Origin of the sequence: Corynebacterium sp. SCR221107, from assembly GCF_027886475.1 — a bacterium.
Lineage (GTDB): Bacteria > Actinomycetota > Actinomycetes > Mycobacteriales > Mycobacteriaceae > Corynebacterium.
In genome coordinates, this window is record NZ_CP115670.1 from 766,393 (window position 1) to 780,468 (window position 14,076).

Sequence of the window (14,076 nt, forward strand, 5' to 3'; positions counted from 1 at the left end):
AGATGTTTAACCACAAATCACTCAAACGCGGAGAGAGAAAATGAAAACCCACGGACGAGACAATCCCAGGGCGGCAGGCTCTATCGGATGGGACGTTCAAACCATTCTTGGGCTGACAGTCCTCGGAGTGGCCATCGCCACCGTCGCCAGCATTCAGATCGGCCAGCTCGCGGCCGCGCAATTCGGCACGGGCATCGAGGTTTCGAGAAATCCGTTTACAACCCTTGGCCAACTCATCGGCGGCAAAAGGTCCTGGTCGACGACGGCCACGATTGCCGTGGTCGCTTTTTGGATCGTCGTGGCCATCCTCGCGGCGATGGCCACGGTGTTAATCAAACAGATCCGCACACCTGCTACTCGCACGGATACGGCCTCGAAATACCTGGCAAGCAAAAAAGAAATCGCTAGCTTTAGCAGGGAAGAAGCCCAGCAGGCGGCCGCGAAGTGGCTGCCAACCCCAGCCATGGCCGAGAAATACCCAGGGCTTATGTTTGGGCGCGTACCGGGCAAGCCCACGGGCCTGTGGTCGACATGGGAGGATCTCTACCTCGTGATCTTCGGTCCTCGAATGGGTAAGACCACCTCCCAGGTCATTCCGGCGATTGTCGACGCCCCAGGCCACGTTGTGACCACCTCCAACAAGCGCGACATTGTCGATGAGACAGTTCGGGTCACCAGCAGCCGTGGCCAGGTCTGGGTGTTTGATCCGCAGCGCATCGCAGCAGGTTTTGAGCAGGAACCATGGTTTTTCGACCCACTGGATATGGTGCGGCGCCAGCCTGAAACGATGGACTCCGCCGCCTTACGCCTGGCCGACATCTTCAAGACCGCCGCCCGCGGCGCAGATGATGGGGGAGATGCCTTCTTCTCGGAAGGTGGTAAGGAACTGCTCTCGCGTTTCTTCCTAGCCGCAGCTCTTGACCATCGCCCGATCGGCGACGTGTACCTGTGGGTCAACGACGATTCTGACCGCACGCCGGTGCGTATCCTCAACAGCTACCCGGAGTGGAAACAGCAAGCAGCAGCATTAGAATCCACCTACCAAATCACCGAGAAAACCCGCAGCGGCCTTTTCTCCCAGGCCGCCCAGATGGCCACGGCCTTGGGCCGGCGCGAGGCTTTAAAGTGGGTAACCCCAAGAGCTGGTGCGCGGCGCTTTGACGCTGAGGCATTCGTGCGAGGGCCTGGACAAGACACCATGTACCTGCTGTCTAAAGAAGGCGCGGATAACGCCGCCGCGCTCACGACCGCCCTGACCGCTGCGATTATGACGGCCGCTGAGGCCTACGGCGAGCAATGCGGTGGCCGCCTGCCAGTCCCGCTGATTGCAGCTTTAGATGAAGCAGCCAACGTGGTGCGGTGGCCAGAACTGCCCAGCCTGTACAGCCACTACGGATCGCGCGGCATCATCTTGATGACGATCTTGCAATCCTATGCTCAAGGGGCTGAGGTGTGGGGTGAAAACGGCATGGAACTGATGTGGTCGGCGGCCGCGCTCGTACTTTACGGTGGTGGCGTCAGGGACGAGAAGATGCTGCAAAAACTCGAAGCACTCGTCGGCGACGTCGAAGTCTTTGAGACCTCCACCTCCCGAACAGGGGAGTCTGCTCGCACGGTCTCGCGCAATCGAAAAGAACGCAAGATCCTCACTGTCGCGGAGCTTGCGGCCATGGAACAAGGCCGCGCCCTCGTGCTCGCTTCGAAGCGCCGCCCAATGATCGCCGAGTTGGAGCCCTGGTGGAAACGCCCATGGCCTACAGATACGAAAGCACTGCTAGGAGCAAAGAAATGAGTGAGACTCAATTCCCAACTGTCTATGAATTCGTCGATCGGCTCATTTTGCCCATGTATGGGGCGACAGGCTCGCGTATTCGCTCGGTGAACTGGTCGGCGCGCTGGTGGGCGCACCCCGAAGCTGTCGCCCGCCTCGATAGCCTGTGGCGACGCTACGAATACCTGCGAGTCAACGAGCCTGTGACCTTCCTAGAAACGTTCCTCCGTGGCCACGCGGACTATCACATGCGCCACCTCATGTCCGAGACGGGAGTCTTTGCCGACTGCCGACGAGAAGATGAGCCGACAATTCCGTTGCCATCTGCCCCAATCAAGAAGAAGGAAACACCATGAGCACTCGACACACTGCCACCATGCGGGAGATCGACCTGACCCTTGCCCGTACTCTCAAGAAGGTCCGCGAGCTCGAAGCTCGCGTGGCCACCCAGCGCATTACCGTGCGCGCCTACCCGCGCACCCGGGTGCCAGGGCCACTGACCTACGCAAGGATGAGCACTGGCCAGCTGGCCATGGCTGCATTGGCAGGCGTGGCCATCTACCAGTGGTCACAACAAGAGCAGGAGTTTTTCGAGGGCGAGCTGGCAACCCGCGGATTCGACCAGGCATTATCGGCCTGGAAAGGCAACGACCCCGTCTCCGAGATCGAGGGGGAAAAAGCACTGGATACACCCCGTTTTGACCAACTCGCTAGCCAGTTGACCCTGCTGACAAGCAACGGGCTTGATAACCTCGCCGGTGCCGTTGATGAGGTTATCCTCGGCGGTGACGGGCGGGTGCCCACTGCTCTTTCCCCGGCGGAGGTTATCGAAGACTTGCACCTTGCTGGCATGGATGATGAAGCCATCGCCGCTTTTGAGGAAGGCGTGGGAACATCGACGGTCTCCCCGTCGGAAGAAATCGACTCTCAAACAGATGGCAACACCCAACAGGAAGAAACCTCGCTTACTTACGAGCAGACCAACGAGCAGGGCCTAACTCTATAGCTTGTCGCCAGACTGTAGGACTTACCGGTTATCCGGTGGGTCCTACAGCTCATTTCCAAAGGTGTTTTGCTCAAACTGACTAAACCAGTCGTTCTCTGGCAACTCCTCCCGCGGGCGCGGCTCGTTGGCGGCCGCCGCAAGGTCTTCTCGAATATCACGAGAGACACCAGCAATATCCAACAGACTGGTATCTAGCCCCTCGATGGTCTGTTCCAGGGCAGGCACGGCCTCCTCGTTCTCCACGACTGGCTGAGACCAGGTCATCAGGCGCTCTCGGGTGTCTTTCAGCCACTGGGCAAGTTCAAGATCGCTGCCACGGGTCACTGGGGGTAATCCAGCAGGAATCGTGGCCTCGGAATCATTACCGTTACCGGGAATCACGATCTTGTTCTTGTTCACGCCCGCCTGGTCGAGCTGGTCGCGGATGCGCCACGCAATCACAGCCCCTGCCTCATCAACCTCGCCGAGATTGAAGCAGGCAGACGCCATCAGATCACGCGGATCGAGCCCGTGGTCGATGCACTCCATCCACGCAGTGCGAACCTTATTCATGCCGTCCGTGGTCAGCGTTGCGGCCGCGTCGGCATCGAGACGATCCCACCAACTGTCTAAGTTTCGGTCGATAAACGCACCAATAGCCTGATCCCTACCGAAGCGGAACAACGCAGCCACGCGCTCGAAACTGTCGGCGTATTCCTCGGCTTCAGCGCGAATATCGGTAGCAGAGCGCTGCCGGGTATCCCGCTTTACCGCATGCTCGAACACGTCACGGGCAGTCAAGCCGGCCTTGTTTCCAGACGAGTGTTCGTGGCTCAGCTCGGCCATCTCGTCCAGGTGGCCATCTGTGACGGCGTAAACGCGGTTTTCTTTCTTACCTCGAGTAAGTGCGACATACAGACTTGCTCGGTCAGTCGAGGAATCAATTACCGCGTGGGTGGTGTCTACCGTGGCTCCCTGGGCACGATAGACAGTGGCCGCATATCCCAGATGTGTTTCCTTAGCGACGTAGTCGGCAGGTAGGGTCAGCATCTCACCACTGGCGGCATCCGCGACTAGAAGACTGCCGTCCTCGTTGATCTGTGCCACGTGGAACAACTGGCCGTTGATTACCCGATGGCCAGGCATAGACGGGTCAAACTCATTGGGAAAACGCTGGTTCTTGCGGGCAATTATCAGATCACCCACACCGCATACATCCCCGCGCGAGAGTCCGGCTTGTGCGGTTGAGTCAACCTCACCCTGCTCGATTCGGTATTCACGGATCATCTCATTCATCGCGTCCACGTCGGCATTCGTCGACGCGACAACCAGAGACCGGCGGCCGCGTGCCGTGTCCGCAAGGTAGGCGTTGACGGCTTCGACGAGCATCTGCTCGCGTGTGCCCCCGTGCAGCCAGCCGCGGGCCTCGTAGAAGTCCACAGCGGACGCCTCACCCGACCGCAACCCGATAGAGGCCTCGGCCTGCTCGGGGTCCTTGCCGTGCGAAAAGCGCATCACATCCGTGAGCTCAACCGCGTCGTTATAGCGACACATCGTGTCAAAAAGTCCACCAGTGCCCACAGCATCCAACTGCTGAGGGTCACCAATCACGCGCACGATAGCGCCGGTTGCCTCCGCAATTTCGACCAACGCAGCGAGGTTGTCAGTCGTAGCCATGCCCGCCTCATCAACCAACAGCATGTCGCCTGGGTTGATCTCCAACGGCAGCGCAGACACATCACCAGCAGTCACTGCGTCACCACGGCCCCGCCACGAATACGTCAACGTATCAATGGTATGAGCCGGAATAGACAGCTCCTCGGACAACACCGAAGCAGCCGCAGCAGACGGCGCAAGACCAATCACGTTATGCCCCTGCTGCGTCCAAACATCAGCCACAATCTGCATCGAAGTCGTCTTGCCCGTACCAGCCGGACCAACACCACAGGCGACCAAAGTTCCCGATTGCAGAAGGTGGCGAGCAAGCGCAACCTGGCCCTCGTTGAGCTCAAAACCGTGTGCATCCTCGAACCTTGAAACAGCATCAAAGACCGCCGGAGAATCAGCGAAAACGGCCACTGGTTCCTCAACAGCGTGAAGAACGTAGTCTTCCTGGGCGAGGATCTTCTCAGTGGTGTACTTGGAAAAACCGATATGACGGTCAACCGCCACACCGTCTTCCTGATGCAGAGCCTGAGGCAGTTGCTGCGGCTCAAACTCGGTTAGATCAACCAGATGTTTGTCGATAATGCGCTCGGTCAACAACTCAAACGCGCGCGCCGCCTCGGCAGAATCGGCGAACACAAAACCCTTCAACAACGTGCCAACCGCTGCCGTGACATGGTGCCTAGCGAAGTACGAGCGCTTTTGCACCATGCGATCAATGACCGCCAAACAACGCTCATCCAGTGCCTTCTCGTCGATGCTTCCATCGGTGAAGAAACGTGGTCGTTGATCTGGTTCCTTGCCCCGAGAAACACGATAAACGGCGGCCAAAAGATCATTCCCGTCGTCCAAACGAAGAACATCCTTAACCCAGTTCTCGCGCAACGTCTCCAAAGATTCGGCCGGTTTTTTCGCGTCACGAGTATCCAAAATGGCTGCCTGCCACAGTGCATCCTGCGCTCGCTTATCAGGCTGGTGGCCGTGCTTTTCAACGTAATCAGAACGCAGCTTGTCAAAGACCGGGCGTGCCATTGCTCGTCGCTTAGAAAACTCATCAATCAACTTTTGAGGAACTCCTGCAACCTCCCACACCGGCTCCTTGCCCGCTTCCCGCGCAATCGGGACGAAAGACAGACCCATCTTCCGAGTCAGAGTCTCTTGCAATACTGCGTCATACCGAGCCGATAATGTCTGATTGTTCTTGAACAACGCGCGCGAGTCCAAGGTTCGCCACTTTCCGTCTGGCCCCTGTACCTTATTCGCCACAAGCACGTGCGAATGCAGGTCAGGATCACCAGCTCGGGTGTCAAAGTGCGTGAACTCCGCCGCAATCAAACCGCGAGTCTTTACCTGGGCAAGACCCCCAGCACCCAGACGAGTCCGAACAACATTTTCCTCCGCCCACGCCAAAACTTCGGCCACAGCCTCATGATGACAGGCAGCAATCTTGCTCGCGGTTTTCTCATCACTTAGCGCCCACAACACCGACACACTTTTAGTGGGGGAGAAGGTGAAATCGAAGCCAGCGACCGCCTGAGTAACCTCGGCGCGCTGCTTGTTCACCCAATCAATCACGTCGCGATCTGGGGCATTAATGTACCCGGTGGCCTCGACATAGTATTCACGACCGATGGAAATGGCAAGCTCCATGCGTTCGTCCTCGGTCAACAAACGACCGGTCGATTTGACCACACCGCGCTCGGCATCGCGCAAAGCATCCAACACAGGGATCTGATTGGTATAGACCGGAAACTTCCCGCCAAGCTTGCATTCTTCGAGTGTTTTTCCCGATTCCAGGAGCGCGTGGGTATCGGGATGGTAACCCAAACCGTAGAGCGCTTCCATCTGCTCGGCCTCGATATGAGCGCCAACTTCGATCACACTTGAGTTGAGGCCTTCGAGGCCGGCACCGATCCAACGACCTGGGGGAGTCCCCTTCGCCTGATAATAATTGGCCAGCTTCCCGGCCTCGGTCGACTCGTCGTAGGCATCGTTCGTCGCCACAGAGCGCAGCAGGTACTGGTACCCGCTGCCTGCGTGAACGGCGCGAAACGACATCATAAATCCCGATTCTAGCGCAGCAAAACCCCAATCTCACTAAGAGTGCCTACTGTGTGTGGCAGTTTGAGCGGCGCAGGCGCGATGAGGGCCTAGTGAAGCTAGGCCCTCGGCATTTAGGTTTGGGGTATGGCAAAAAGAACAACGAAACGCCAACAAGCACGAGAGCTAGCAATGATGGCGCTTGCAGAACGTCTGGCAAATCAAGAAAAGGTCAAAGCCGCCACCCAGCGCGCGTTCCTCGCACAAACGGAGCTCGAAGCCGTCCGCGCCCGATTCGCAGCCGCCGTCCAAGAACTCGACCAGCTCGGCGAAGCACACACCTGGCTGCGGGAGTCCTTCGGACTCACAGCTTCCGAACTTCGCCAGCTGCTCGCTCTCGACACTGACGGCATCCACGACGAGGACGACGACAAAGAACAGCTCGACGGCGAACAAGACACCACCACCTCCGATACCACCAATAATGAAGAAGGAGAGGACAACCGAGACGACCAGGAGCGCGACGGCCAAAACTCCCACGCCCCCGACAACTCCTAGCGACGCGACAAGTACGACAAAAACTAGGCAGACAGAACTTTCCCTCTCAACCACCGCCTACCCGCGGCCGCCTCGCACATCTACGAAGCGGCCACCACTTATTCAACAAACAAGAGCGAGAAGATCCGACACCCACTTCTCGATATGGTTCACAAATAGATGGGGTTTTGGCGAAAGAAGAGTAGACCCACTAATACAATCCAGATAAAAATCAAATGCAAGGAAGATTAGTGGGAAACGAAAAAGCGACTGACCAATTCGTCCGTGACATGTTGCGTGAGATCGGATTCACGCGACCTTGGGAACAAGACGGAGGTCCTCAGTGGAAACGCGACGCACTAAAGGGCGCATCGAAGACAGCGTCAGGTAAAGGCGAAGGAAAACCTGAATTCGTCATTGTTTCCGATGACTTCATTGTCGTTATTGAAGACAAGAAGTCCGTGCAAGAAACTCGGTTCCTCGTAGACGGTGTTCCAACGGAGGACTTTCCGTACAGAGCCGACTACGCGCTGAATGGTGCAATTCACTACGCAAAGGCAATGCTCAAAAATGGCGTGCCAAACGTCAAAGGCATCTTTGCCGTGGGAATCGGGGGAGGCGAGGTACACCATGAGATCGCAGTGAGTTATGTTGCACCTGGGGTGACCAAGCACCTCGACGACCTCGACAATCTGGATGTGTTCTCCGAGGACGAGATCGGGGAATACTATTCCGTCCAGGTATTAGGACAACGTCCCCGAGCGGAGGTTCAACTCGATGATGTTCGAGCAGCAGCAGAACGCCTTCACGAGGGGATGCGAAATTACGGCTCTGTCGAAAATGACCGCAAGGCACCGCTGGTCTCGGCGATCCTTCTCGCACTCCAGAATCCGTACTTCCATCTCGACCAGCTCAAGAGCATTACACCTGGCAACAATTATCAAGTGTGGGACGGGCGCATCATCTACGATGCCGCCGAGCAGTACATGAAGGGCGAAGCCCTCATGCCTCAAGCAAAGGTCGGCACGCTTCTTGACCAGTTTGCCTTCATCAAGAACGCACCGCAGCTCAATCGCTCTCACCATGATCTCGGAGAGTCACCTCTAAAATGGATGACCCGCATTCTGGAGAACGAGGTGCTACACATTGTCACAGATCCCTCAATGACTGCCCTCGATGTGCTCGGTAACTTCTATCACGAGTTCATCTCCTACGGTGGTGGTGACGGATCCGGCCTCGGTATTGTCCTCACCCCTGAGCACATCACCACACTGATGGCTGAGCTGATTGATGTTAACGCGACCGATTACGTTCTGGACCCCACTGCGGGCACCGCATCGTTCCTTATTGCAGCCATGCATCGGATGTTCACCGACGCGGGTAACAACGATGCCATGCGCGAGGACATCCGCAAGAACCGCCTTTTTGGTATCGAACTTCAGGACAAACTGTTTGCTATCGGCACAACGAACATGATCCTTCGAGGCGATGGCAAGGCAAACTTCCGTCGTGATTCGATCTTCGAAGCGCCTCTCAGCGAAATGCGCGGCGACCGCAAGCTCCCCGACGGCTCATGGAAAATGGGACATGGATTCACCAAAGTTCTCCTTAACCCGCCATACTCGCAGTCCAAGGACAAAAACACACGTAACCTTTCTGAACTTGCGTTCATCGAGCAAGCTCTGAGGTTCCTCAATCCCGGAGGCAAGCTTGCCGCGATTGTGCCCCAGTCCGCAATGGTCGGCAAGACAAAGGAGGACAAAGCGCGCAAACGCTACATTCTGGAGCACAACACGCTTGAAACCGTTATCACGATGAACCCGATGACGTTCACCAACTCTGGCCACACGCCACACACAGTGATTGTCATCTTCACGGCAGGACGCAAGCACCCTGTAGATCACAAGGTCCGTTTCATCAACTTCGAGAAGGATGGCTGGGTGGTTGCTCCGCATCGTGGTCTCGTGGACGATGGCACCGTCGCCTCACGCCGTAAGCACCTCGTCGAGGTACTGCGCGGAGACGCACAGGACGACACGAGCTTCATCGTGCGCTCCGAGGTCACCGCCGAGGACGAATGGCAGCACAGCTACTTCTACTTCAACGACGTGCCACCCACCTACGAGGACTTCCTCGCCACCGTCGCGGACTACGTGACCTGGCAGGTGGACATGCACACGCACGGCCTCGGTGACCTCATCACCCCGGCAGCCCCCACTGCACCTGTGGCAGACGAGGAGGCAGACGCATGAGCGTGCTCGACACCCTCGACTTCCAACCGATGCTCATCACCGACGTGTTCGAGTCGATGGCACCTGCTGGCAAGTGGTTCGATCTGACAAAGGCAAAGCGTAATGGCGCTCTTGTCTCGCCGTACGTCGCACGTTCAGGAGGTGGAAACGGGATCGGGGCATTCTTGCCAGATCAAGGCTTCAAAGCCCCAAATGCAGGAAACGCCATCACTATCGGTGTCTCGACATCGACCGTCTTCTACCAACCCGTGAGCTTCTACACGAGCAAAGAGATTCAGGTTCTCCGGCACCCGCGCCTCACATCAGTAAATGCGCCCGTACTCGTTGCGTTGCTCCGAGAGCAGATGATGAAGTTCCAATGGGGAAACGGAGCGTCAATCGCGCGTCTTCAAGCCACGCCCATTATGGTTCCGGTCATCACCCACACAGACGGCACTGTCGAGGTCGACTGGGACGGCATGGACCTACTAGGGGCAGAATTGCTCGACGAAGTTGTCTCTCTCACACACAACGCCCGCCTGACTGACTCACCTGATGACGACACCTTCCCGGAGCTGAACTTCGAGCCCATGCCTATTACGGACGTGTTCACTTCTTATCGCCAAGCTCCGGCGTGGCTCAACACGAATCAAGTCCAAAACGGAGAACCTCGGTATCCACATGTCACGAACACGGCCCGGCGAAACAGCGTCGCTGCATTCATTTCTAGGCAAGGACAACGACCTAACCCTGGGAATGCGATCACCGTCGGCATTGACACGCAAGTAGTTTCATACCAACCTGTTCCGTTTTACGGCGCAACCAAAGTCTTCGAGCTCAGAGCACCAGAGCTCAATGAGAACAATGCGTTCGTTCTAGTGACAAGCCTAAAACAGGCCATTTCGAAGTTTTCCTGGGGACACAAGGCAAGTTCTGCACGCCTGCAAGCGACGCGAATCATGGTTGCCACAACTACCGATACATTTGGGAAAACGGTTGTTGACTGGGAAGGGATGACCCGATACGGTCGCGTGTTACGCACGAATGTCGGAAATATGTTTGAGCAAGTGCTTGAGCATGACTCATGAGAATGCGCGGGGACTAGGTTAGTAGGGGATGCGTCGCGCTCGCCAGTTTTTTGAATCAAAGCTTATTGGTTGAAAGCAATGGACTCCTGGGAGGAGGGCGATCGAAAGCGCTTTGGTTGTCAGGGGTCGGAATCGCCTATTTACCCCACTGGTTCAGGAGTATTCGCGATGGAATACATGTGATCAAGCACATCACTAGGTGAGTCCACGAGTTGCGGCGTAGCCGGTGGGGCCTGCATGTCCTTTTCGAATTGGTTGGCTGTGCCTGCGAGCACGCCACCGAGCGCAGCCACAACCGTCAGCGAGATCGCAAGACCAGCAATCGGCAGAATGCTTAAGAGCGGGCCTGCGATAATACCGCTCTCGCGCACCTTGGCAAACAGGATGCCCGCTGCACCCAGCCAGAAGATGTATCCCAAGATGTTCAGGAAGGTCATGTGGTCGCCTCTTTCTGTAGTTCGCGGTAAATGGTGCTGCGGCTTACACCGAATGCTTTGGCTAATTCGGTTGGTCGAGCGCCGGCCTTTACTTGCTCTCGGATCTCGTTGGCCTGTTCCCGGGTAAGCACCCGTTGCCGGCCTTTGTATCTCCCAGCTTTCTTTGCCAGGGCGATGCCCTCGGCCTGGCGCTCGTGGATGATGGCTCGCTCGAACTCTGCAAAGGATCCCAGCACTCCCAACAGCAGAGTAGACCGTGGGTCCGACACGCCTGGGGCAAAAGTCAGTCCCTCGCTTAAGAATTCGACGGATGCTCCTTTGCCGGTGATCTCGTCGATCAACCCACGAAGATCCACCAGCGAGCGCGCGAGTCGGTCAATCGATGCCACTTTGAGCCTGTCCCCGTCTCGCAGGTACGCGATGCAGGCTTCAAGGCTAGGGCGCGTGGCTCGGCTGCGCGCTGAGAGCTCGTCGACGAACTCTCGGTCGACTGGACCGATGGTCTCGCGCTGGCGGGCGAGATTCTGCTCGGCAGACGAGACCCGAATGTAAGAAACGGTTTGTCCGGCCACTCTACCTCCAATATGTGTCACTAAGTCATTGGATTTAATGGGAAGTGTATCAAAAGTCGATGCCGAGACTCTGTGGAACAGTTGGTTCGATGTAATACCCGTTGTTTCAATAGGGTATACTCTATTTGGAATTTAGGTCAGTACTTCGAAATTCTTCTTGCGAGACTTGATTGGACGACTGTAAGACGGTATCGTAATTCGTAGGACGTTAATACAAACGAAGGGTGTTTTCATTGAAGTCAATAACTGTCCGAGTATCTGATGATCTTCGAGACCTCATAGCTAAGGACGCTGAAGTGAGGGGTCGTACCCTAAGCGACCACGTACGGCAGCTCCTCGAGGCCCATGCGGGCCAGATTGATCCCATTGGCGACAGGGCGAAGGGTAGTGTGGAAATCGATCTCACTCTGGCCGAGCGTAAAATTATCATCTTGGCACATCAAGCCGTATTGGCTGCTAAAGGTGACCTTCCTGAAGAAATGTACGATAAGGAATCGCTCCAACGATCCGTAAAAGCGTTACAAAATGGATACGAAGGTGAGTTTTCAAGAATCTTTGGCGATGTCGTCCACGGCCTGAGTTTGAACGAGTGTGAACTCGTCTGGGACATCCTTGATATGTTTAGAGTGATCAACGGCAGTGTACAGAAAATGGGCGACGACGGCTGGCAGAGTATCAATGTCGAAGATGCCGACTTTTGGGGAACTTTTAGGGGCTTCGACTTTCAGCACAAACTTGAGGGACGGCTCGCTGGATATGTTGAGTACTTAGTGAATTCAGGGCGCTGGTTAGAGCAACAGTCGGTAGTAGATCACGATGGAGGCAACTCGCACACTGAAATGCTGCCCACCTATCAGGCCATGCTGGCACGGTTCAAGCCCGTGTGGCGGGAGGCCATCAGTCGAGGCCGTCGACCTCACCTTAGCGCGGAAGAGATCGGGAATGTGCTGTTGGCTGCTCCCGGAGCACGCCTAAAGAAGAAGTAAACACGGACAAGGATGTCTGAGCGAGATACGCGGGTCATCCCGCCATACCCTGTGTTAAAATGCAACGACCCCGGACATAGGGCCCGGGGTCGTGAGGTAAGGTGCATCGATCTTCATCGATGCTGACCACGATAAGGATAGCATCAACATCAATGAGAGTCAAAGATGAACTAGACGCCATGCTCGGAGCGGCTCGCTTCGAGAAGTACTATACGACCGCAGGCGAAGACGTAGAGAAAGCGGTACAGTTGTACCGTTGGAATACCCGCTTGGCAGGCGCTTTGCACTCTCAGATCTCCTACTTTGAGTGAATCGGCCTGAGTTTTTCGGAGACTACGGGTAAAAGCCTTACTGGGCTCTTCTGATGATGTTGAATTCCTCGTAGTCCTGCTCGTATTCGATCGGGGGAACGTCACCGATCGACGAATGCAGACGCTGGTGATTATACCAGTAGACCCACGAGGCCGTTTCCGTTTCGACCTCCTGGGCATCCCTCCATGTCCGTGCAGGGTCGAAGTCGATGAGCTCAGTCTTGTAGAGCCCGATCGTCGACTCCATCATCGCGTTATCCAAGGCGTCACCGGCCGAGCCGATCGAGCCCTGCAACCCGGCCTCTGTCAGCGCGTCCGTGAACGCCAGCGAGGTGTACTGGGCTCCCGCGTCCGAGTGGTGGACGATGCCGGTGGAGGTGAAGTCCATGCGGGTGCGCCGGCGGGAAAACAGGGCGTGTTCCAGGGCCATGAGCACCATCCGGGTGTCCATGACCGTGGTGACCACCCAGCCGAGGATCATCCGCGAATAGGCGTCGACGATGAAGGCGACGTAACAAAAGCCCTGGCGGGTCCACACGTAGGTGAAGTCCGCGATCCACCACTGATCCGGGTGCGACGGGTACGTCCATCTGCGGTTGATCCGGTCCGGGTGCCGGCGGTGAGCGGGGTTGGCCACCGTCGTTTTCTTACGGTGCATCCCGCGTGAGACACCGCGGATGCCGGTGATCTTCATCAGCCGTTCGACCTGGTCACGACCGATGCTCATGCCGTCGCGGACAGCGGCCTTCCAGAGTTTACGGCGGCCGTAGACCTTGCGGTTGGCCTCCCATAGCCGGTAGATGCGGTGAGCGGCATAGGCCTGATCCAACTCGGCGTCCGAAGGGCCGAACCCGCGGGCCTGGTGGGCGTAAAAGGTGCTTGGGGCAATCGCGATGCCATGGGCGGTGAGTGTTTCGCAGATTGGCTCGACTCCGAAGCGGTGGCGGTAGGTGCGGATGAAGTCCACGATTACCGAAGTTTGCGGTCGAGCTCCGCCTGGGCGAAAAAAGCCGACGCCGTCTTCAAGATCTCATTGGCCCGACGCAGCTTGGCCACTTCCTTGGCCTGCTCGTCGTAAGCGGCCTGGAGTTGCTCGTAGGACAGGGAACCGGGCTCCGGGGCCTGCGACTGCTGCTCGTGCCTGCGGATCCAGTTGCGCAGCGTCGATTCCTTCACGCCGAGCAACTCGCCGATCTCCCGGCGGGCGCCGGCCTTGGAGATGTCGCCTTCCTCGAGGCGCTCGAAGTACATGCGCACCGCGCGGTCCTGCGTAGCTGCGTCGTACTGACTGGGTCGTGCCATGATGCTGATCGTCCTCCTAGGGTAAAACCTAGTCTCCGATCACTTCAGGCCGCCTCAGAGATCCTCACACGCAATGCCATGAATATTGCCCTTCAAGACTGGAACTATGAGAAATGCGGACACAGGGACTGGTCCCTGGAACACCAATCAG

At 57.0% G+C, this 14,076-nt stretch carries 12 protein-coding genes, 1 pseudogene and 1 other annotated feature; of the genes and pseudogenes, 9 read left to right on the forward strand and 4 right to left on the reverse strand.

What is annotated here, in order from left to right:
- Window positions 1–40 precede the first annotated feature (40 nt).
- The 3 genes from PAB09_RS03515 to PAB09_RS03525 are packed head-to-tail and all read left to right on the forward strand — an operon-like array spanning window position 41 to window position 2,777.
- The gene (locus PAB09_RS03515) at window positions 41–1,792 is read left to right on the forward strand and encodes a type IV secretory system conjugative DNA transfer family protein (protein WP_271034689.1); all 1,752 of its coding nucleotides are present in this window, start codon (window positions 41–43) and stop codon (window positions 1,790–1,792) included.
- A complete protein-coding gene (locus tag PAB09_RS03520; protein ID WP_271034690.1) occupies window positions 1,789–2,127 on the forward strand; it encodes a DUF4913 domain-containing protein in 339 nt (112 codons plus the stop codon). The genes PAB09_RS03515 and PAB09_RS03520 overlap by 4 nt, the downstream gene beginning before the upstream one ends.
- Window positions 2,124–2,777, forward strand: coding sequence for a hypothetical protein (locus tag PAB09_RS03525; RefSeq protein WP_271034691.1), 654 nt, complete (start codon window positions 2,124–2,126; stop codon window positions 2,775–2,777). The genes PAB09_RS03520 and PAB09_RS03525 overlap by 4 nt, the downstream gene beginning before the upstream one ends.
- Window positions 2,778–2,819: 42 nt before the next feature.
- Here the strand turns inward: PAB09_RS03525 and mobF are convergent, their stop codons facing one another.
- The gene (mobF, locus tag PAB09_RS03530) at window positions 2,820–6,482 is read right to left on the reverse strand and encodes a MobF family relaxase (protein ID WP_271034692.1); all 3,663 of its coding nucleotides are present in this window, start codon (window positions 6,480–6,482) and stop codon (window positions 2,820–2,822) included.
- Between the two features lie 126 nt (window positions 6,483–6,608).
- Between mobF and PAB09_RS03535 the strand changes: the two genes are divergently transcribed.
- The 3 genes from PAB09_RS03535 (at window position 6,609) to PAB09_RS03545 (ending at window position 10,317) form a co-directional block, all read left to right on the forward strand.
- Window positions 6,609–7,019, forward strand: a complete 411-nt coding sequence (locus PAB09_RS03535; protein WP_271034693.1) for a hypothetical protein — start codon at window positions 6,609–6,611, stop codon at window positions 7,017–7,019.
- 230 nt (window positions 7,020–7,249) lie between these two features.
- The gene (locus tag PAB09_RS03540; RefSeq protein ID WP_271034694.1) at window positions 7,250–9,250 is read left to right on the forward strand and encodes an HsdM family class I SAM-dependent methyltransferase; all 2,001 of its coding nucleotides are present in this window, start codon (window positions 7,250–7,252) and stop codon (window positions 9,248–9,250) included.
- The gene (locus PAB09_RS03545; RefSeq protein WP_271034695.1) at window positions 9,247–10,317 is read left to right on the forward strand and encodes a restriction endonuclease subunit S; all 1,071 of its coding nucleotides are present in this window, start codon (window positions 9,247–9,249) and stop codon (window positions 10,315–10,317) included. The genes PAB09_RS03540 and PAB09_RS03545 overlap by 4 nt, the downstream gene beginning before the upstream one ends.
- Window positions 10,318–10,457: 140 nt before the next feature.
- On the opposite strand, the gene PAB09_RS03550 is transcribed toward PAB09_RS03545, so the two are convergent.
- Complete coding sequence (locus tag PAB09_RS03550) at window positions 10,458–10,754, reverse strand: hypothetical protein (RefSeq protein WP_271034696.1); 297 nt, start codon at window positions 10,752–10,754, stop codon at window positions 10,458–10,460.
- The gene (locus PAB09_RS03555) at window positions 10,751–11,326 is read right to left on the reverse strand and encodes a recombinase family protein (protein ID WP_271034697.1); all 576 of its coding nucleotides are present in this window, start codon (window positions 11,324–11,326) and stop codon (window positions 10,751–10,753) included. Before PAB09_RS03555 ends, PAB09_RS03550 begins: the two co-directional genes overlap by 4 nt.
- Before the next feature lie 224 nt (window positions 11,327–11,550).
- Here PAB09_RS03555 and PAB09_RS03560 point away from each other — a divergent pair.
- From PAB09_RS03560 to PAB09_RS03570, 3 genes and pseudogenes are all read left to right on the forward strand, one after another.
- Window positions 11,551–11,625, forward strand: a pseudogene (locus PAB09_RS03560) (hypothetical protein); the annotation flags it as partial.
- A 90-nt stretch (window positions 11,626–11,715) separates the two neighbouring features.
- Window positions 11,716–12,312 carry a YfbU family protein gene (locus PAB09_RS03565; RefSeq protein WP_271035257.1) on the forward strand — a complete coding sequence of 199 codons (597 nt, stop codon included), beginning with the start codon at window positions 11,716–11,718 and terminating at the stop codon, window positions 12,310–12,312.
- 152 nt (window positions 12,313–12,464) lie between these two features.
- Window positions 12,465–12,623 (forward strand): hypothetical protein, encoded by a 159-nt coding sequence (locus tag PAB09_RS03570; protein ID WP_271034698.1) that lies wholly within the window; start codon window positions 12,465–12,467, stop codon window positions 12,621–12,623.
- Between the two features lie 37 nt (window positions 12,624–12,660).
- Here PAB09_RS03570 and PAB09_RS03575 read toward each other — a convergent pair.
- A protein-coding gene (locus PAB09_RS03575; protein WP_271034280.1) for an IS3 family transposase occupies window positions 12,661–13,925 on the reverse strand; the annotation gives its coding sequence in 2 pieces (ribosomal slippage) (window positions 12,661–13,634 and window positions 13,634–13,925; 1,266 coding nt in all).
- Window positions 13,504–13,635: a sequence feature (AL1L pseudoknot), on the reverse strand. (Overlaps the previous gene by 132 nt.)
- Window positions 13,926–14,076: the final 151 nt, after the last annotated feature.